At 68.8% G+C, this 17362-nt stretch carries 20 protein-coding genes and 1 riboswitch; of the genes, 12 read left to right on the top strand and 8 right to left on the bottom strand.

The window, feature by feature from the left end; genetic code table 11:
- The first annotated feature begins 69 nt into the window (after positions 1-69).
- A complete protein-coding gene (locus tag JJB11_RS02620; RefSeq protein ID WP_201166342.1) occupies positions 70-462 on the top strand; it encodes a hypothetical protein in 393 nt (130 codons plus the stop codon).
- A gap of 62 nt (positions 463-524) precedes the next feature.
- Here JJB11_RS02620 and JJB11_RS02625 read toward each other — a convergent pair whose 3' ends face one another.
- Positions 525-2210: a tannase/feruloyl esterase family alpha/beta hydrolase gene (locus JJB11_RS02625; protein WP_201166343.1), complete on the bottom strand. Its 1686-nt coding sequence runs from the start codon at positions 2208-2210 to the stop codon at positions 525-527.
- 165 nt (positions 2211-2375) lie between these two features.
- On the opposite strand from JJB11_RS02625, the gene JJB11_RS02630 reads away from it, so the two are divergent.
- From JJB11_RS02630 to xth, 5 genes are all read left to right on the top strand, one after another.
- Positions 2376-2867, top strand: a complete 492-nt coding sequence (locus tag JJB11_RS02630; protein WP_201166344.1) for a MarR family winged helix-turn-helix transcriptional regulator — start codon at positions 2376-2378, stop codon at positions 2865-2867.
- Between the two features lie 33 nt (positions 2868-2900).
- Positions 2901-3010: riboswitch (TPP riboswitch) on the top strand.
- A gap of 29 nt (positions 3011-3039) precedes the next feature.
- Complete coding sequence (locus JJB11_RS02635) at positions 3040-4074, top strand: FAD-dependent oxidoreductase (protein WP_201166345.1); 1035 nt, start codon at positions 3040-3042, stop codon at positions 4072-4074.
- Positions 4071-4277 (top strand): sulfur carrier protein ThiS, encoded by a 207-nt coding sequence (thiS, locus tag JJB11_RS02640; RefSeq protein WP_201166346.1) that lies wholly within the window; start codon positions 4071-4073, stop codon positions 4275-4277. The genes JJB11_RS02635 and thiS overlap by 4 nt, the downstream gene beginning before the upstream one ends.
- A gap of 2 nt (positions 4278-4279) precedes the next feature.
- Complete coding sequence (locus JJB11_RS02645; RefSeq protein WP_201166347.1) at positions 4280-5056, top strand: thiazole synthase; 777 nt, start codon at positions 4280-4282, stop codon at positions 5054-5056.
- A 3-nt stretch (positions 5057-5059) separates the two neighbouring features.
- The gene (gene xth / locus JJB11_RS02650; RefSeq protein ID WP_201166348.1) at positions 5060-5833 is read left to right on the top strand and encodes an exodeoxyribonuclease III; all 774 of its coding nucleotides are present in this window, start codon (positions 5060-5062) and stop codon (positions 5831-5833) included.
- On the opposite strand, the gene JJB11_RS02655 is transcribed toward xth, so the two are convergent.
- The gene (locus JJB11_RS02655) at positions 5814-6209 is read right to left on the bottom strand and encodes a PAS domain S-box protein (RefSeq protein ID WP_201166349.1); all 396 of its coding nucleotides are present in this window, start codon (positions 6207-6209) and stop codon (positions 5814-5816) included. The genes xth and JJB11_RS02655 overlap by 20 nt on opposite strands.
- 131 nt (positions 6210-6340) lie before the next feature.
- Here JJB11_RS02655 and JJB11_RS02660 point away from each other — a divergent pair, with 131 nt between their 5' ends.
- Positions 6341-6640 carry a hypothetical protein gene (locus tag JJB11_RS02660; protein ID WP_201166350.1) on the top strand — a complete coding sequence of 100 codons (300 nt, stop codon included), beginning with the start codon at positions 6341-6343 and terminating at the stop codon, positions 6638-6640.
- A 28-nt stretch (positions 6641-6668) separates the two neighbouring features.
- Here the strand turns inward: JJB11_RS02660 and hemW are convergent, their stop codons facing one another.
- From hemW to JJB11_RS02685, 5 genes are all read right to left on the bottom strand, one after another.
- Positions 6669-7856 carry a radical SAM family heme chaperone HemW gene (gene hemW, locus JJB11_RS02665; RefSeq protein ID WP_201166351.1) on the bottom strand — a complete coding sequence of 396 codons (1188 nt, stop codon included), beginning with the start codon at positions 7854-7856 and terminating at the stop codon, positions 6669-6671.
- Between the two features lie 5 nt (positions 7857-7861).
- On the bottom strand, positions 7862-8407 hold the full coding sequence (locus JJB11_RS02670) for a non-canonical purine NTP pyrophosphatase (protein ID WP_242528842.1): 546 nt from the start codon (positions 8405-8407) through the stop codon (positions 7862-7864).
- A gap of 56 nt (positions 8408-8463) precedes the next feature.
- Complete coding sequence (gene rph / locus JJB11_RS02675) at positions 8464-9192, bottom strand: ribonuclease PH (RefSeq protein WP_201166353.1); 729 nt, start codon at positions 9190-9192, stop codon at positions 8464-8466.
- 351 nt (positions 9193-9543) lie between these two features.
- Positions 9544-10446, bottom strand: a complete 903-nt coding sequence (locus JJB11_RS02680; protein ID WP_201166354.1) for a PP2C family protein-serine/threonine phosphatase — start codon at positions 10444-10446, stop codon at positions 9544-9546.
- Positions 10447-10516: 70 nt separating this feature from the next.
- Positions 10517-11521, bottom strand: a complete 1005-nt coding sequence (locus JJB11_RS02685) for a serine/threonine protein kinase (protein WP_201166355.1) — start codon at positions 11519-11521, stop codon at positions 10517-10519.
- A gap of 75 nt (positions 11522-11596) precedes the next feature.
- On the opposite strand from JJB11_RS02685, the gene JJB11_RS02690 reads away from it, so the two are divergent.
- From JJB11_RS02690 to JJB11_RS02705, 4 genes are all read left to right on the top strand, one after another.
- The gene (locus tag JJB11_RS02690) at positions 11597-12517 is read left to right on the top strand and encodes a YicC/YloC family endoribonuclease (protein WP_201166356.1); all 921 of its coding nucleotides are present in this window, start codon (positions 11597-11599) and stop codon (positions 12515-12517) included.
- A 52-nt stretch (positions 12518-12569) separates the two neighbouring features.
- A complete protein-coding gene (gmk, locus tag JJB11_RS02695; protein WP_201166357.1) occupies positions 12570-13187 on the top strand; it encodes a guanylate kinase in 618 nt (205 codons plus the stop codon).
- Positions 13188-13205: 18 nt separating this feature from the next.
- Positions 13206-13409 carry a DNA-directed RNA polymerase subunit omega gene (gene rpoZ, locus JJB11_RS02700; protein WP_077592946.1) on the top strand — a complete coding sequence of 68 codons (204 nt, stop codon included), beginning with the start codon at positions 13206-13208 and terminating at the stop codon, positions 13407-13409.
- Between the two features lie 265 nt (positions 13410-13674).
- On the top strand, positions 13675-15939 hold the full coding sequence (locus JJB11_RS02705; RefSeq protein ID WP_201166358.1) for a RelA/SpoT family protein: 2265 nt from the start codon (positions 13675-13677) through the stop codon (positions 15937-15939).
- 194 nt (positions 15940-16133) lie between these two features.
- Here the strand turns inward: JJB11_RS02705 and greB are convergent, their stop codons facing one another.
- Positions 16134-16691 (bottom strand): transcription elongation factor GreB, encoded by a 558-nt coding sequence (greB, locus tag JJB11_RS02710; RefSeq protein ID WP_201166359.1) that lies wholly within the window; start codon positions 16689-16691, stop codon positions 16134-16136.
- 154 nt (positions 16692-16845) lie between these two features.
- On the opposite strand from greB, the gene JJB11_RS02715 reads away from it, so the two are divergent.
- The gene (locus JJB11_RS02715) at positions 16846-17349 is read left to right on the top strand and encodes a hypothetical protein (protein WP_201166360.1); all 504 of its coding nucleotides are present in this window, start codon (positions 16846-16848) and stop codon (positions 17347-17349) included.
- Positions 17350-17362 lie beyond the last annotated feature (13 nt).

The following is a 17362-nucleotide window of genomic DNA, read 5'->3' on the forward strand; positions in this document are numbered from 1 at the left end:
GTGTCAGCGCGTTCCGACGGCTGTGCCATGTAGGACAGCCGTGCGCCGGCTGGCTTATGCTCCGGACCGATGGAACTGGATTTCCGGATCGAACAGAAAGACGCGTTCGCCGTGGTGCGCGTCGAAGGCGAGCCTTCGCTCGGCCAGTTCCAGTCCTTCATCCAGCTGATGGCGGTGGAGACCTCCGGCTGGAACGTCAAGCGCGTGCTGTTCGACCTGCGCGGCGTCCGCTCCCTCACCACGTTCACCGAGCACTACAGCGTCGGCGAAGAAGCCGCACGCCAGTTGCGGCACCTGCATCGCATCGCCTCGGTGGTGCCGGCGGACCGGATCACGCGTGCGAGCGAAAAGACGGCGCAGGCCTCCGGGCTGAACCTGCGCGTGTTCACCGACGAGGGTCCGCGGTCGAGTGGCTGCTCGCGTGAGCGGGCCGCTCGGGAGTTCGTCGCCGGAAGAAAGTAAGTCCCCGGCGCGGGGCGCAGGGGACTTGGCCGGCGAGCAGGCGCGCACGGCGCCTGCCCCGTTCACTCGCAGCTGAAGCTGTCCGCCGATTCGATGCTGCCCGTTCCCTTGTAGCGCGCGACCTTGGGCCACGGGCACAGAGGACGCGTGCGATCCGCGGCCCAGGTGGAAGGCACGTCGGTGTTGACGCCGCCCGGGTTGCCGGCGCCCCGCGCCTTGGCCACCACCGCTTCGGGAGCCTGGCCCTTCTCGACCCAGTTCACCAGCGGGGTGAGCATGTCGAACTGGTCGGTCGCCGGGCCGCCGGAGCAGTGGTTCATGCCGGGCACCAGGTACAGCCGCGCATAGGAGGCGGTGGTGCCGGTGTTCGTGGCGAGCGCCCGGTACCAGTTCGTCGTGTCGTCGCTGGAGAAGATCGGGTCGCTGGTGCCGTGGTAGACCATGATCTTGGCGCCGCGGCCCTGCAGCGCGGAGAGGTCCCTCGGATGGGGCGGCGTCATGAAGGACATGGCGCTTTCCGTGTACGTGCCATTGGTCGCCTGGATCCTGGCCAGGATCGTGTCGATGTTGGCGCTGGCGGCGAACGCCGGGCCACTGAAGGTGGCCGGATCTTCAGGCGGCACTTCCCAGATGAAGCCCACGGCGCTCGAGTCGAGGATGCCTGGGACGGTGAACTTCCAGAACGACCAGCCCGCAGTGCCCAGGCCCGCGTCGTACGGCCAGCTCGAATAGAAGCGCGTGCCGTCGCTGGACTGCGCGCCCGCGAACAGGTTCGCGATCTTCCCCTTCTGGTCCGCGGTGAGGCAGGTGCCGTCCCGTGCGCCGGTGCAGGTGGGCACGTCGCGATTGAGGTCGAAGGCGCCCTGGCACGCGGCCGTATCGTTCACGATGCCGTCGGCGGAGCCGTCAAGCGCGTCGCACCTGGCGAGCACCGCCTTGGAGACCATCTGGCGCTCCGCGGTCGTGAAGCCCGTGGAAGGGTCGCCGGGCGTGCTGGCGAGCGACAGGTAGGTCTGGTAGCCCTTGATGTTCGCCGTCGCTGCAAGCGGCAGGCGGAAGCCCGGGTCGCCCGCGAGGAAGCCGTCGTACTGGTCGGCGAGGCGCGACGCGGCGACCATGGTGTGGCGTCCGCCATTGGAGCAACCGCCGAAGTACGACCGGTCCGGAGCCTTGCCGTAGGTGGTCTGGATCAACGCCTTGGCCATCGGCGTGAGCTTGGCCTCGGCCTGGTAGCCGTAGTCCAGGCGCGCCTGCGGGTCGATGCCGAAGGTGGCGCTGCCACCGCTGTGGCCCGCGTCCGAGCTGATCACGGCGAAGCCCATGTTGAGGGCGCTCGTCGTCGCGCCGCCGCCCCCGACCGGGCCCGTGGCCGTCACGACGCTGCCGTCGGTGCCGCCGTTGCCCTGGTAGAAGAAGCGCCCGTTCCAGGCGAGCGGCAGGCGCATTTCGAAGCCGATGGCGTAGGCCTTGCCGTCGACCGGGCTGGTGCGCGGATACATGCTGCCCTTCACGAGGCAGTGCGCCGGGGCGGGGTTGCCGCCGACCGAGACGCCGCCCGCTGCGACGGTGGTCGCACTCGCGATGCTCGTGTCGTGGTAGCTGAAGCGGGCCAGGTCACTGCAGTTGCCGTTGAACGCAGCACCGACGGCGCCGCTCAACTGCGGCAGGTTGGCGTCTCCGTTCCCACCGCCGCCGCAAGCGGCCAGGGTGGCGGCGAGCATGGCGGGCCATGCGAGTTTCGTCTTCATGGGTCTCCCCCGGGGTGCGGCGGCGCCGCGTTGACCGTTAAGGTACTTAACCAATCTCTCCATGGAGATTCGGACTTTCCCTAGACACCGCACAGCCACACGCGCGCCAACAGATGTGGTAGCTAAACCAGTTGGCAGCTCGGCAGGCTTGGGCACAATGCCCGCATGAGCAACCGACGCAGCCCGCGGCTCGACCTCACGCCGGCCGGGCGGATGGAAGAGGCGCGCCTGCAGAAGGTGCTGGGCTACCAGCTGGCGCAGGCGACCATCGTGACCGACGCGATCTTCAGGGAGCAGGTGGGCAAGCCGCTCAACCTGCGGCCGGTGGAGTACACGGTGCTGACGCTGATCGCGGAGAACCCGGGCGGATCGCTGGTGCGGCTCGCGCGCGCCCTGTGCGTGACGCCGCCCAACATCTCCACGATGGTGGACCGGCTGGAAGCCAAGGGCCTGATCGCGCGGGAGTCGAGCGAGGAAGACCGGCGCGCCCACGTGCTGCACGTCACCAGCAAGGGCGCGGACCTCGTGCGCAAGGCCACGCAGAAGATCGTGGCGGCGGAAAGCCAGGCGCTGCCGCTCTCCGCCGGCGAACAGGCGATCCTCGCCGAGCTGCTGCACAAGGTGGCGCTCGCGCGCAGCAAGGTGCTGGGCGGCTGAGCCGGCGCGCCGCGGCCTGCGCCGCTATACTTGCCCTTCGCTCCGGGGTGCGGGCGGCATGGGCCGCCCGCTGAGATGGCCAGCACCAAACCCGTGAACTTGAACCGGTTCGTACCGGCGTAAGGAGAGCCATGCAGCACCCTCCCCTCCCCGTTCCCAAGGACCCGAAGCGATGACCATTGCCATCGCCGGCGCGGGCCTGCTCGGGCGCCTGCTCGCCTTCCAGCTGGCGCGCGCGGGCCACACCGTCCACGTCTTCGATCCCGCCGCCCACGCCGAGGCGCGCGGCGCCGCCGGCTGGACGGCCGCCGGCATGCTGAGCCCGGTGGCGGAACTCGAATGCGCCGACGAGAACGTGTTCCGCCTCGGTCTGCGCACGATGGCGCTGTGGCCGCAGCTCATCGCGCAGCTCGACGTGCCGGTGGAATGCGCGTTCGACGGCAGCCTGCTGCTGGCGCACCGCGGCGACGAGGGCTCGGCGAAGCGGGTGATCGACCTGCTCGCGGCAAAGGCCGGCGGCATCGATGCGAGCGCCAGCCTCGCGCCGCAGTTGCTTGCAGCGGAGCGACTGCGGCAACTCGAGCCCTCGGTGCGCGGCCCCGCCCACGCGTGGCTGCTGCCGCACGAAGGGCGGATCCACACGGTGCAGGCGATGCAGGCGCTGGCCGCATCGGCGCCGCGCGTGCAGTGGCACTGGAACAGCAGCGTCGAGTCCGCCGCGCCGGGCGTCGTGCGCGTGCAGGGCGCGGAGCAGCGCTTCACGCATGTCTTCGACGTGCGCGGCACCGGCGCGCGGCCGCAACTGCCCGTGCGGGGCGTGCGCGGCGAGATCTTCTGGTTGCAGGCGCCCGGGCTGGCGCTGCACCGACCCTTGCGCCTGCTGCATCCGCGCTACCGCGTGTACCTCGTGCCGCGCGCACCCGACCTCGTCGTGGTCGGCGCGAGCGAGATCGAGAGCGAGGACCGCTCGCCCGTGTCCGTGCGCAGCACGGTCGAACTGCTCGCGGCCGCGCACAGCGTGATCCCCGAACTGGCGGAGGCGCGCATCGTGCACAGCGAATCCAACCTGCGCCCGGCCCTGCCCGACAACCTGCCGCGGCTGGAGACCCAGCCCGGACTGACACGCATCAACGGCCTCTTCCGCCACGGCTGGCTCATCGCGCCGGCGCTGGTGGAACAGGCCCTCCAGGAGATGGAAACAAGATGAGCCTCAGCATCAAGGTCAACGGAGAGCCGCGCAGCGTGCCGGACACCGCCACCCTGGCGGACCTGGTGAACGCGCTCGGCGAGGCGCCGCAGGCGCTCGCGACGGCCGTCAACGGCGACTTCGTGCCACGCAACGCGCGCGACGGCGTGCGGCTGCGCGAAGGCGACGAAGTGTTCACCTTCCAGCCGATCACGGGAGGCTGAGCATGGGCCTGCGCATCGGCGACATCGAACTCACCAGCCGCTTCTTCCTCGGCACGGCCGGCTATCCGTCGCCGCAGGTGCTGCAGGAAGCGATCGCCGCGTCCGGCACGCAGGTGGTGACCGTCGGACTCAAGCGCCAGCTCGCCGCCGGCGGCGCGCCCGGCGATTTCTACGCGATGATCCGCGCGAGCGGCGCACGCCTGCTGCCCAACACCGCGGGCTGCCGCACGGCACGCGAAGCGGTCACGCTGGCGCGCATGGCGCGCGAACTGTTCGACACCCGCTGGCTCAAGCTGGAAGTCGTGGGCGACGACTACACGCTGCAGCCGGACCCGTTCGAACTGGTGGACGCCGCGCGCACGCTGGTGCAGGACGGCTTCGAAGTCTTTCCCTACTGCACCGACGACCTCGTCACCTGCCAGCGGCTGCTCGACGTGGGCTGCCGCATCCTCATGCCCTGGGGCGCGCCCATCGGATCGGGCCAGGGCCTGCTCAACCCGACGGCGCTGCGCACCCTGCGCGCGCGCCTGCCCGACGCGCTGCTGGTGGTGGATGCGGGCATCGGCTCGCCGCAACACGCGGTGCATGCGATGGAGCTGGGCTTCGATGCGGTGCTGGTGAACTCCGCCGTGTCGCAGTCGCACGATCCGGTCAAGATGGCGCGCGCCTTCCGGCTCGCCGTGGAGTCGGGGCGGCTCGCGTACGAGGCCGGCATCATGGCGCGCCAGGAGATGGCGGTGCCAAGCACGCCGGTGACCGGCCAGCCCTTCGTCCTTTGAACGATGAAGATCGCCACCTTCAACGTCAATGGCGTGAAGGGGCGGCTGCCGCGGCTGCTCGAGTGGCTGGAGGAGACGGCACCCGATGTCGTCTGCCTGCAGGAGATCAAGACCGGCGACCCGGCCGGCCCGGCTCAGGCACTGGCGCAGGCGGGTTACCGCGGCGTGTGGCATCCGCAGCGCTCGCATCATGGCGTCGCCGTGCTCGCGCGCGGCGAGCCGCCGCGCGAAATCGGGCGCACCCTGCCCGGTGATCCCGCGGACCTCGCGTCGCGCTGGCTCGAATGCGAGGTGCAGGGCCTGCACGTGGTCTCGGTCTACCTGCCCAACGGCAACCCGGTGCCCAGCCCGAACTTCGACTACAAGCTGCGCTGGATGGACCGGCTGGTCGCGCACGGCGAAGCCCTGCTGGCCACGCGTCGCCCCGTCGTGCTCGCCGGCGACTTCAACGTGGTGCCGACCAACAGCGACATCTACAACGCGGGCAGCTGGCGCTTCGACGCCGTGCTGCAGCCGGAAACCCGCGAGAAGTACGAGCGCCTGCTGGCGCAGGGCTGGGTGGACGCCATGCGCCACCTGCACCCGAAGCAGCGCATCTACACGTTCTGGGTGAACGCGGCGGCCTTCCAGCGCAACGCCGGTTTCCGCATGGATTTCCTGCTGCTGAGCCCGGATCTCGTGCCCCGGCTGCGCGCCACCGGCGTCGACGCGGAACATCGCGGGCGGGACAAGCCCAGCGACCACGCGCCGGCGTGGATCACGCTGGATTGGCCTTGAGCTGCGCCTCGGTCGCGTCACGCGCGGTGGCGAGCACGCCGGTGACCTGCCCGGCCGCGTCCTTCACCAGCGCGAAGCTGAAGTCCACGTAGAGCTTGCGCCCGTCCTTCGGCTGGGCGCGCGTGCGCATCACGCGGCCGGCGACGCGCAATGCGCCCGACGCGATCGCGCGTGCGAAGCCCGCGTCGTGCGCGGCCCGGAAGCGCTCCGGCACGATGAGATTCAGGTCGGCGCCGAGGACCTCCGCCGCGGCGTAACCGAACAGGCGCTCCGCCGCCGGATTCCAGAAGCGGATGCGGCCTTGCACGTCCGCGAGCACGAGGGCTTCCGGCAGGGCCTGCAAAACGCCGTGCAGCAGGTCGGGGGACAGGGGCATCGGCGAACTCATGCGGTCTCGATTCCGTGGTGAGGGGCTGAACGGAAGCCCAGGCCGGTTGTCGTCCGACAAGGGGGCGGGAGGGAGGCGGTTAGCATGGATCAGCAGAAGACGAAGAGACCGGCAACATCATGGATGAAGAGATCGCGGCGCTCAGGAAGGAAGTGGAGCACCTGATCGCAATGCACACGGCTTCGTACGTGACCCTCACGTCGCTCGTGGCCACCCACCCGCAGCCGGAGCAGTTCCAGTTGCACCTGATCACCGCGCTGGAAGGCGTGCTCGGGTCGGAACGCCTTGGCCGCTGGACCGAGGACCAGAAGCAGATCGTGCGGCGCGTGGTGGAGACCTTCCAGAACGTGCGGCCGGCGCCGCCCATCGATCCCCTGAAGCAGGCGCTCGGCGACCGGGACCCCCGGCAGCATCCCTGACGGTTGGATCGCGTCGGCCGCGCGCGGCTCACGGCAGGAACAGCTCCTGCAGGTTCGAGAGGAAGTCGAAGCCGTGCTCCGTCGGCCGCACGCGGGCGAAGTCGCGCGTGACCAGGCCCTTGGCCTCGGCGTCGCGCAGCGGCTTCTCGATGGTGCTGAGCGGCAGGCCCGTGCGGTCCACGAAGTCCTGCAGCGCGAATCCTTCCTTCAGCCGCAGCGCGTTCAGCATGTACTCGAATGGCAGGTCGCCGCGCGCGACTTCCTCTTCCTGCGCGATCGCGTGGCCTGCCAGCGCGTTCTCCATGTAGAGCCGCGGTTCGCGATTGCGCACCTGCCGCACGATGCGATGCGGGAACGACAGTTTCCCGTGCGCCCCGGCGCCGATCCCCAGGTAGTCGCCGAACTGCCAGTAATTCCAGTTGTGCCAGCAGCGGTGGCCAGGCTTGGCATACGCCGACACCTCGTAGCGCTCCAGGCCCGTCGCTGCTGTCATCTCCGTGATGCGATCGAGCATCGCGTAGGCCAGGTCTTCCGGCGGGATCACCGGCGGGAACTTGGCGAACAGGGTGTTCGGTTCGATGGTGAGGTGGTAGATCGACAGGTGCGGCGGCTGCAAGGCCAGCGCCTGCGTGACGTCCTCTTCCAGCTGCGCCAGCGTCTGCCCCGGCAGCGCATACATCAGGTCGAGGTTGAAGGTCTCGAAATTCTCGGCCGCCTCCTCGACGGCAGCGATGGCCTGGCGGCTGTCGTGCACGCGGCCGATCGCCTTCAGGTGCGCATCGTTGAAGCTCTGCACGCCGACCGACAGGCGCGTCACGCCGGCAGCGCGGAACGCCTTGAAGCGGTCCTTCTCGAAGGTGCCGGGATTCGCTTCCAGCGTGATCTCCGCCTCGGGTACCAGCTTCACGCGCGCGCGGATGTCCGACAGCAGCCGGTCGATGCCTGCCGGCGAGAACAGGCTGGGCGTGCCGCCGCCGATGAAGATGCTGTGCACTTCACGCCCCCAGACGAGGGGAAGCGCCGATTCGAGGTCGGCCCGGAGGGCATCGAGGTACTGCTGCTCGGGCAGCTCGCCCCCCTTCATTTCGTGCGAGTTGAAGTCGCAGTAAGGGCACTTGCGCAGGCACCACGGCAGGTGCACGTAGAGCGACAGCGGCGGCAAGGCCGGCAGCTGCAGCGTGCCGGGCCGCAGGAAGTGCGTGACGTCGTTGGCCATGGCGACTACAACCAGCGTTCGCGAATGAGCTGCACCATCTGCTGCGCCGCCTTGCCGCGATGGCTGTTCGCGTTCTTCACCTCGGGGGGCAGTTCGGCGAACGTCCGGCCGAAGGCGGGAATGAACATGACCGGATCGAAGCCGAAGCCATGCGCGCCGCGCGGCTCGCGCGTGATCTCGCCCACCGCCCGGCCGACCGCGATCAGCGGTTCGGGATCCTCGGGCGTGCGCACGGCGACCAGCGTGCTCACGAGCGCGGCGCGGCGCTGCGCGATGTCGCGCATCTGCTCGAGCAGCGCCTTCACGTTGTGCTCGTCGCCCTTCGGATAGCCGAACTGCGTCGCGTAATAGGCCGTGTCCACGCCGGGCAGGCCGCCGAACGCGTCCACGCACAAGCCCGCGTCGTCGGCGATCGCGGGCAGCCCGGTGTGCTGCGCCGCGTTGCGCGCCTTCGCCAGCGCGTTCTCCACGAAGGTGCGATGCGGCTCGTCGGCGTCGGGCACGCCCAGCTCGCCCTGGCGCACCAGCGCGATGCCCAGTGGCGCGAACATCGCCTGCAACTCGGCGAGCTTGCCCGGGTTGTTGGAAGCGAGGACGACGCGATCGATCACGCGCCCAGGGCCTTCTGCTGCAGGGACACGAGTTCGGCGATGCCCTTTTCGGCCAGGCGCAGGAGTTCGTCCATCTCCTTGCGCGTGAAGGGCACGCCCTCGGCGGTGCCCTGCACTTCGACATAGTGGCCCGCGCCCGTCATCACGACGTTCATGTCGGTGTCGCACGCCACGTCCTCGACGTATTCGAGGTCCAGCAGCTCCGTGCCTTCGACGATGCCCACCGACACCGCCGCCACCGGCCCGAGCACGGGGGAAGCGCTGAGCTTGCCGCTCGCGATCAGCGTGTTCACTGCGTCCTGCGCCGCCACGAAGGCGCCGGTGATGGCCGCCGTGCGCGTGCCGCCGTCGGCCTGCAGCACGTCGCAGTCGAGCGTGATGGTGCGCTCGCCGAGCTTCTTCAGGTCGAACACGGCGCGCAGGCTGCGGCCGATCAGGCGCTGGATCTCCTGCGTGCGCCCGCTCTGCTTGCCACGCGCCGCTTCCCGGTCGCCGCGCGTGTGCGTGGCGCGCGGCAGCATGCCGTACTCCGCCGTCACCCAGCCCTCGCCGCTGCCGCGCTTGTGCGGCGGCACCTTCTCTTCGACCGACGCCGTGCACAGCACGCGCGTGTTCCCGAACTCGATCAGCACCGAACCCTCGGCGTGGATGGTGAAGCCACGCGTGATGCGCACGGGTCGAAGCTGGTCGGCGGCGCGGCCGTTGGGTCGCTGGAAAGTCGTCATCCGCGGGATTGTGCCCCGGGGCGCACGCCGGGACTGCCGTGGGGGTGTTCAGAGGGGAGGCGGTGGATCGGAAACGTAGGCTGGTGGTGAGCCGCAGGCGAACCCCAGCTCGCTGCGCTGCGCCGGATCGCTGGGGTTCGCGGTGCTCACCGCCAGCCTACGAGGGCCCGTCGGTCCACGAGGGCCCGCAAGTCTTTCCCCGCAGGGGCCCAAATGTTCGACGTCGCGGCAGGCGGCGTGCGGTGCAGGCCTCCGAAGAGCGCACCTCTTCGTGCTCCCCGGAGATCGGCAAAGAACCTTGTGCGACTTCTGCGTCCGGCTGGCCGCCTTCGGCCGTCCGCCTTGAGACCCCTAAGCCTTCTTCGCCGCAGACCGCTTGATCGCCTCGTTGATCTCGGCGATCGAGCGCTCGATGGCGGCGTCGTCCAGGTCGTCCACCAGCGTGTCGAGCACGCCGGCCTGGATCGTGGAGGCGAACACGCCGTCGCTGATGGAGTCGGTGGAGATGCCGCGCGTGGACTCGAAGGTGTCCGGCGTCTCCCATTCCATCGCGATCACCGTCACGTTGTCGGACTGCTCGCCGCCGTTGCGCAGCGCGCTTTCGACCAGGTCGGGCACGGCCTCGGAGACCGACTTGATGCTCAGCTCGCGCACGATCTCGTTGTCGTCCAGGCTGCCCCACAGGCCGTCGGAACACAGCAGGATCTTGTCGCCCTGCTGCATCTGCACCGGCCCGGTCACGTCGAACACGGGCTTGGTCGGCGAGCCGAGGCAGGTGAACAGGATGTTGCGGTTGATCCGGTCCATGCGGATCACGCCGGCGCTCTGCTGCTCGAGGTACGAGTGGTCGCGCGTGCGCGTGAGCATCTCGCCCTCGCGCACGACGTACAGGCGCGAGTCGCCGCAGTGCACCCAGGATGCATGGCCGTTCTGCACGATCGCCGCGACCAGCGTGGTGCGGGGCGTGTCCAGCATGCCTTTCTCGCTGGCGTAGCGGATGATCTGGTGGTGGGCCGCCATGAGCGAGACCGACAGGAACTCGGCGACGTCCTTGACGACCGGGCGCGCTTCCTTCTGGTACAGCGCGGAGATGGTCTGCAGCGCCAGCTGCGCGGCGACCTCGCCTTCCGGGTGGCCGCCCATGCCGTCGGCCAGCAGGAACAGGCCCGACTCGCGCGTGTAGCAATAGCCCATGCGGTCTTCGTTCTTCTCGCGGCCGCCCTTGCGGCTGATCTGGAAGACCGAGAACTTCATGCGCAGCCCCGCTGCGCCGGCGCGGTGCCAGGCCGGAAGCGCGCGCCAGCTGGCGGCAGTAGCCCGCGGCTCACTTGAGCTTCGCCCCGATGCCGCTGCGCTTCATGGACTTGCGCGTGTCGCTCACCATGTTGTCGAACTGCAGGCGCATCTTCTCGCCCACGGACAGCTTGGTGTAGCGGCGTTCGCCCTCGCGGCTGAGTTCCTTCTGCAGCGCGAACACGGATTGCGGGCGGGACAGCGGGTCGAGCGACATGCACCATTCCACCACCTCGATCAGGTTGTCGGAATACACACCGCGCAGCCGCGAGAGCGCAAGCGACAGGCGGTCCTTTTCGAGTCGTTGCGGCGCATCGTTCGGGGGATAACCCTGCATGCACGCGTAGATGCAGGCGCCGATGGCATAGATGTCCGTCCATGGGCCCATCGAGGAATCCCGGCGGTACATCTCGGGGGCGGCGAAGCCCGGCGTGTACATGGGGCGGATGAAGTTGCCCTCCTTGGACAGCACTTCCCGCGCGGCGCCGAAGTCGATCATCACGGCGCGGTTGTCGTCCGTGATGAAGATGTTGGCAGGCTTGATGTCGAGGTGCAACATCTTGTGCTGGTGCACGATGCGCAAGCCCCGCAGGATCTCGTCGAACAGCGACCGGATGGTCGACTCGCGGAAGACTTTCTGCTTCTTCAGTTCGCGGGCGGTGATGATGAAGTCCTGGAGCGTCGCGCCCTCCAGGTAGTTCATCACCATGTACACGGTCTCGTTCTCGCGGAAGAAGTTCAGCACGCTCACCACCGAGGAGTGGGAGATCTGCGCGAGCGAACGGCCTTCTTCGAAGAAGCTTTTCAGGCCCAGGCGGTACAGCGACAGCTTTTCCGGGGCCACCTGCGGCAGGAGCTCGCCGGGCGGGCGCGTGGCAAGCGAGGAAGGCAGGTATTCCTTGACGGCGACCTGCTGGCCCTCGTTATCGACTGCGAGATAGACGACGCCAAAGCCCCCGGCGGACAGCTTGCGCACCACACGGTAGCCACCGATGACGGTATCCGGCGGCAAAGGGGCCGGTTTGAGCTTTGACATAATTTGAAGATGATTGGGGTGCGCGGCGACCCCGAGATCCCCGAAACCCCCTCGACTTCAACGACACTCCTCTGCATGGCAGTTTACAGCATGACCGGTTACGCCTCGGCGCAACTGAGCCCCGGGACGACATCGGCAGGTGCTGAAGGCGGCAAAGCCGCAACAGGTACACGCCTCGGACTGGAAATCCGGTCCGTCAACAGCCGGTTCCTGGACCTCTCCTTCCGCCTTGGCGAGGAATTGCGCTCCCACGAGCCGGCGCTGCGCGAGCTGATCACCGCCCGCATCAAGCGCGGGAAGGTGGAAGTCCGCGCCGCCGTGGAAGGCGCGGCCGGCGAGCTCGCCCGCGAGCCCACCATGGCCACCTTGCAGCGCCTGTCGGCGCTGCAGGACACGGTGAAGACCTGGCTGCCCGCGGCCGCCGACCTGAGCGTGGCGGAGATCCTGCGGCTCGCCTCCGCCGAGGGCAACACCGGCACGGACTGGGGCGAGGGCCTGCTGCAGACCGCGACCCGGGCGGTCGCGGACCTGCTGGCCGCTCGCGAACGCGAAGGCGCGCGGCTCGCGACGATGCTGCTCGGACACCTCGGGCAACTGCGCACGCTGGCCGAACAGGCGAAACCCATGGTGCCGCAGCTGGTGGAGCAGCAGCGCCAGAAGTTCCTGGAGCGCTGGAAGGAAGCCATGGCCCTCGGCGAAGGATCGGCCACGCCGGAAGCGGCGCAGGACCGCGCGCTGACCGAGGCCACCGCCTTCGCCATCCGCATCGACGTGGCCGAGGAGCTCACGCGGCTGGCGGCGCACCTCGACGAGATCGAACGCCTGATCAAGAAAGGCGGCGAGGTCGGCAAGCGCCTGGACTTCCTGATCCAGGAACTGCACCGCGAGGCCAACACCCTGGGCTCCAAGTCGGCGGCGCTGGAGCTGACCCGCGTCTCCGTGGACATGAAGGTCCTGATCGAGCAGATGCGCGAGCAGGTCCAGAACCTCGAGTGAGCGCGGCCGGCGCGGCGCCCGGGCTGCGGGCGCGGCCCGCGTAGAATCCTGCATGGACTACCCCGGCAACCTGTTCGTCGTCGCAGCGCCCAGTGGCGCCGGCAAATCCAGCCTGGTCAAGGCCTTGCTGGAGCTCGATTCCCACGTCCAGCCCTCCGTTTCGCACACCACCCGGCCGCCGCGCGGCCAGGAAAAGCATGGGCGCGAATACTTCTTCGTCTCCGAACCGGAGTTCGACCAGATGGTGCTGGCCGACGCGTTCGTGGAGTGGGCGCACGTGCATGGCCGCCGCTACGGCACGTCCAAGAAGGCCATCGAGGACCGCATCGCGCACGGGGCGGACGTGATCCTGGAGATCGACTGGCAGGGCGCGTTGCAGATCAAGCGCATCTTCACCAACGCCGTGATGATCTTCATCCTGCCCCCGAGCTGGGACGAGCTGCGCTCGCGGCTGGAGCGCCGGGGCGAGGATGCGCCGGAGGTGATCGAAACCCGACTCCGCAACGCGGCTGCTGAAATGTCCCAGTGCAAGGAATTCGACTTCGTTATAATCAACGAGTTATTTGAGCGCGCGCTTTTCGACCTGAAAGCGATCGTGCATTCCCAGCGGCTGAAGTACGTGTCCCAGAAGCGCCTGCGCGCGGACACCTTCAAGGCCCTCGGGATCTAGCCCCCTACCGGAGAGACCATGGCCCGCATCACCGTCGAAGACTGCCTCGAAAAGATCCCCAACCGCTTCCAGCTGGTGCTGGCCGCGACGTATCGCGCCCGCATGCTGAGCCAGGGCCACGCGCCCAAGATCGAGAGCAAGAACAAGCCCGGCGTCACCGCCCTGCGCGAAATCGCCGAAGGCAAGATCGGGCTGGAAATGCTGAAGAAGGTCCCGGGCTGAGGCTCGCCGGATCCGCGAAAAGCACCCTGCGGGGTGCTTTTTTTTTGCTTCCACCGGCGCTGCGGCCGATCGGGCAAGCGAACGCAAAGTGCGCAGGGATTTCGCAGAGGACGCAGAGAAAACCGAAGAAGGATGTTCCTCTGCGTCCTCTGCGTGACCTTTGCGTCCTCTGCGTTCTCCTGACTGATAGCCCGCAAGCGCATAACCGGCCACGCCAGTGACCGCAAAATCGGCGGAGCAGGCCCCTTCCATCTATCATGGGGCCATGAGTGCGGTGCTCCCCTCCGTCTCCGGCAGTGGCAAGCGACCCAGCAGTCCGGTCTTGCCCAGCCCCGCCGCGGCCAATGCGGCGGCGGCCAGCTTTGCCGCGCTGACGGCGCGCCTCGATTACCTGGAGCCGGGCGACGTCGACCTGGTGCGCAAGGCCTATCGCTTCGCCGACGAAGCGCACCTGGGCCAGATGCGGGCGAGCGGCGAGCCCTACATCACCCATCCCATCGCCGTGGCGGCGCAGTGCGCCGAGTGGAAGCTCGATGCGCAGGCGCTGATGGCCGCGCTGCTGCACGACGCCATCGAGGATTGCGGCGTCACCAAGCCGCAGCTGATCGAGCGTTTCGGCGCCGCGGTGGCCGAACTGGTGGACGGCCTCACCAAGCTGGACAAGCTGCAGTTCAACACGCGCGAGGAAAACCAGGCCGAGAGCTTCCGCAAGATGCTGCTGGCCATGGCGCGAGACGTGCGCGTCATCCTCGTGAAGCTCGCCGACCGCACGCACAACATGCGCACGCTGGAAGACGTGCCGCGCGAGAAGTGGCACCGCATCGCCAGCGAGACCCTGGACATCTACGCGCCCATCGCGCACCGCCTGGGCCTGAACAACACCTACCGCGAGCTGCAGGAGCTGTCGTTCAAGTACCTGAAGCCCTGGCGCTACGCCGTGCTGGCCAAGGCGGTCGCGAAGGCGCGCAGCCGCCGGCGCGACCTGATCCAGAAGGTGCAGCGCGACGTGGAGAACGCCTTCGACGCCGCGGCGCTCAAGGTGCGCCTCGCCGGCCGCGAGAAGACGCTCTACTCCATCTACAAGAAGATGGACGAGAAGCACCTGTCCTTCGCGCAGGTCACCGACATCTACGGCTTCCGGATCGTCGTGCCGACGGTGACCGACTGCTACACCGCGATGGGCCTGCTGCACCAGCTGTACAAGCCGGTGCCGGGCAAGTTCAAGGACCACATCGCCATCCCCAAGATCAACGGCTACCAGTCGCTGCACACGACGCTGGTCGGGCCGTCCGGCGTGAACGTGGAGTTCCAGCTGCGCACCGAGGCCATGCACCTGGTCGCCGAGTCGGGGGTGGCCGCGCACTGGCTGTACAAGGCGAGCGCGCCGCAGGAAGAAAGCACCGAGCGGCTGGGCACCAAGTGGCTGCAGTCGCTGCTGGACATCCAGAACGAGACGCGCGACGCCGCGGAGTTCTGGGACCACGTCAAGATCGACCTGTTCCCGGATGCGGTCTACGTCTTCACGCCCAAGAGCCAGATCCTGGCGCTGCCGCGTGGCGCGACGGTGGTCGATTTCGCCTATGCGATCCACTCGGACGTCGGCGACCGCACCGTGGCGGCACGCATCAATGGCGCGCAGGTGCCGCTGCGCAGCGAGCTGAAGAACGGAGACGTGGTCGAAGTGGTGACGGCTCCCGTGTCGACGCCGAACCCCGCCTGGCTGGGCTTCGTGCGCACGGGCCGCGCCCGCTCCAAGATCCGGCACCACCTGAAGACACTCGCGCAGGCCGAGTCGCAGCAGCTGGGCGAGAAGCTGCTGGCCCAGGCGCTGCGTGCCGAGGGCATGGACACGCTGCCGCCGGACGACGAGCACTACCACCAGTTGTGGGAGAAGCTGCTGCGCTTCACCGGCAACAAGAGCCGCGCCGAACTGCTGACGGACCTGGGGCTGGGCAAGCGCATCGCCGGCATCGTAGGCAAGCGCCTGATGACGCTACTGTCTGAGATGGGGCAGAAGCCCGACGCGCTGCTGATCAGCCGCGAACGCTTCACCGCCCACGAGAATCTCTCCCAGGGCGGACTCACGCTGGACGGCAGCGAGAACGCTTCGGTGCAGTTCGCGAGCTGCTGCCGGCCCGTGCCGGGCGATCCGATCGTCGGCTACCTCGGCCGCGGCGAAGGCCTGGTCGTGCACACCGCCGACTGCAGCGTGGCCAAGCGCCTGCAGCACAAGGACGCCGAGCGCTTCATCGGCGTCGAATGGGCGGAGGAGCCGGTGCGCTCGTTCGAGACCGGCGTGCTGGTGACGGTGGCCAACGGCAAGGGCGCGCTGGCGCGCGTGGCCGCGTCGCTCGCGAACGCCGAGGCCGACATCACGCACGTGGACATGGACGACGAACGCGCGCAGGACGCCACCGATCTGCGCTTCGTCGTCTCGGTGCGCGACCGCACCCACCTGGAATCGGTGCTGCGCAACCTGCGCCGCACGCCCAGCGTGATGGGCGCCGTGCGGATCCGGCCGGGGGCCTGAGCGCGTTCGCGGGTTGCTGGGGTTCGCCTTCGGCTCACCGCCAGCCTACGAATGCAAACAGCGTCCCGCAGGTTGGCGGGTCCCGTAGGCTGGCGGTGAGCGCAGCGAACCCCAGCTCGCCTTCGGCGTACCGCCGCTCACGATCGAGTCCGTGTCTTGTAGGCTGGCGGTGAGCGCAGCGAACCCCAGCTCCCTCACCCCGCCGGATACGCCACCTTCAGGATCTCCACCTCCTTCGTCCCCGCGGGCGTCACGAGCTTCACCACGTCGCCCTCGCGCGCCTTCAGCAGCGCGCGGGCGATCGGCGAGATCCAGCTCACCTGGCCGTGCGCGCTGTCCGCTTCGTCGATGCCCAGGATGGTGACGGTGCGCTCCACGCCCGTGTCCTCCTCCGCGTAGGTGACGGTGGCGCCGAAGAAGACCTGGTCGTGGCCGTGGTGCAGCGAAGGGTCCGTGACCTCCGCGATCTCGAGCCGCTTGGTGAGGAAGCGGATGCGGCGGTCGATCTCGCGCAGACGCTTCTTGCCGTAGATGTAGTCGCCGTTCTCCGAGCGGTCGCCGTTGCTGGCCGCCCAGTGCACGATCTCCACGACCTTGGGACGCTCGTCGTCGATCAACTGCAGCAGCTCCGCCCGCAGCCGCGCGTATCCCTGCGGCGTGATGTAGTTCTTGCCGCCGGGCGGCAGCGGCGGCAGTCCACCGCCGTCCTCGTCGTCGTCGCTGTCGGTCTCGCGCGTGAACGCCTTGCTCATGCGACCAAGCATAGCGAGTGCGCGGGCGCCGCGGGAGTGCCGGCGCGGGCCGCAGCGCGGCGGGAAGAAGCCGAACCATCCGCACTGGATCACAGATTCCGCACTCCTTATCCACCGACGACGCCGGGGTCCCCGTCAGCCGGCGCTTCCTAGAATGCCGCACACCGTCCTCGCACCGGCGCGCCGGCCACCGTTGAACGCTCCATCCTTCCCACAGCGGGCCCTGGCCCCGCTGGCCGCCAGCTGGTCGCTGCGCCCGATGGTGGCGGTGCTGCCCTTCATGACCAGCGGCAGCGGCCCCGGCCTGGAGCAGCTGGGCAAGGAGCTCACCGAGCGGCTGCGCGAGAGCCTGGCGGCCGATCCCGCCATGCAGTCCATCCTCGTCCGCTCCGACGTCCTCGCCAAGGCGCCGCCGCACGCGCTGGAGCTGATCTGCCGCGAGCTGCGGGTCGGGCACCTCATCCTCGGGAAGTGCCACGGCACCGGCGACGAACCTTCGGTGTACGTGGAGCTGACCGACACGCGCCAGTGGCACGTCTGCTGGGCCGAGTTCTATCGTGGTGCCGCGCGCACGCTGGCCGCGGGCGACGGTGCGTCGCTGAGCGCCATCGTGGGCGAGCTCCGCGTGGCGCTGCTGGAGCACTCGCACCACCACTGAGCGCCAGCCCACG

This window comes from Ramlibacter ginsenosidimutans (genome assembly GCF_016654015.1).
Classification (GTDB): domain Bacteria; phylum Pseudomonadota; class Gammaproteobacteria; order Burkholderiales; family Burkholderiaceae_C; genus Ramlibacter; species Ramlibacter ginsenosidimutans.

Excerpts from the sequence above, each read along its gene's own strand:
- JJB11_RS02705 (WP_201166358.1), top strand. The coding sequence starts at position 13,675 with ATGAGTGCGGTGCTCCCCTCCGTCTCCGGCAGTGGCAAGCGACCCAGC.
- JJB11_RS02625 (WP_201166343.1), bottom strand. The coding sequence starts at position 2,210 with ATGAAGACGAAACTCGCATGGCCCGCCATGCTCGCCGCCACCCTGGCC.
- gmk (WP_201166357.1), top strand. The coding sequence starts at position 12,570 with ATGGACTACCCCGGCAACCTGTTCGTCGTCGCAGCGCCCAGTGGCGCC.
- JJB11_RS02620 (WP_201166342.1), top strand. The coding sequence starts at position 70 with ATGGAACTGGATTTCCGGATCGAACAGAAAGACGCGTTCGCCGTGGTG.
- rpoZ (WP_077592946.1), top strand. The coding sequence starts at position 13,206 with ATGGCCCGCATCACCGTCGAAGACTGCCTCGAAAAGATCCCCAACCGC.
- JJB11_RS02655 (WP_201166349.1), bottom strand. The coding sequence starts at position 6,209 with ATGCCCCTGTCCCCCGACCTGCTGCACGGCGTTTTGCAGGCCCTGCCG.
- hemW (WP_201166351.1), bottom strand. The coding sequence starts at position 7,856 with ATGGCCAACGACGTCACGCACTTCCTGCGGCCCGGCACGCTGCAGCTG.
- JJB11_RS02680 (WP_201166354.1), bottom strand. The coding sequence starts at position 10,446 with ATGAAGTTCTCGGTCTTCCAGATCAGCCGCAAGGGCGGCCGCGAGAAG.
- JJB11_RS02645 (WP_201166347.1), top strand. The coding sequence starts at position 4,280 with ATGGGCCTGCGCATCGGCGACATCGAACTCACCAGCCGCTTCTTCCTC.
- JJB11_RS02630 (WP_201166344.1), top strand. The coding sequence starts at position 2,376 with ATGAGCAACCGACGCAGCCCGCGGCTCGACCTCACGCCGGCCGGGCGG.
- JJB11_RS02685 (WP_201166355.1), bottom strand. The coding sequence starts at position 11,521 with ATGTCAAAGCTCAAACCGGCCCCTTTGCCGCCGGATACCGTCATCGGT.
- xth (WP_201166348.1), top strand. The coding sequence starts at position 5,060 with ATGAAGATCGCCACCTTCAACGTCAATGGCGTGAAGGGGCGGCTGCCG.
- greB (WP_201166359.1), bottom strand. The coding sequence starts at position 16,691 with ATGAGCAAGGCGTTCACGCGCGAGACCGACAGCGACGACGACGAGGAC.
- rph (WP_201166353.1), bottom strand. The coding sequence starts at position 9,192 with ATGACGACTTTCCAGCGACCCAACGGCCGCGCCGCCGACCAGCTTCGA.
- JJB11_RS02715 (WP_201166360.1), top strand. The coding sequence starts at position 16,846 with ATGCCGCACACCGTCCTCGCACCGGCGCGCCGGCCACCGTTGAACGCT.
- JJB11_RS02635 (WP_201166345.1), top strand. The coding sequence starts at position 3,040 with ATGACCATTGCCATCGCCGGCGCGGGCCTGCTCGGGCGCCTGCTCGCC.
- thiS (WP_201166346.1), top strand. The coding sequence starts at position 4,071 with ATGAGCCTCAGCATCAAGGTCAACGGAGAGCCGCGCAGCGTGCCGGAC.
- JJB11_RS02660 (WP_201166350.1), top strand. The coding sequence starts at position 6,341 with ATGGATGAAGAGATCGCGGCGCTCAGGAAGGAAGTGGAGCACCTGATC.
- JJB11_RS02670 (WP_242528842.1), bottom strand. The coding sequence starts at position 8,407 with ATGTTCGCGCCACTGGGCATCGCGCTGGTGCGCCAGGGCGAGCTGGGC.
- JJB11_RS02690 (WP_201166356.1), top strand. The coding sequence starts at position 11,597 with ATGGCAGTTTACAGCATGACCGGTTACGCCTCGGCGCAACTGAGCCCC.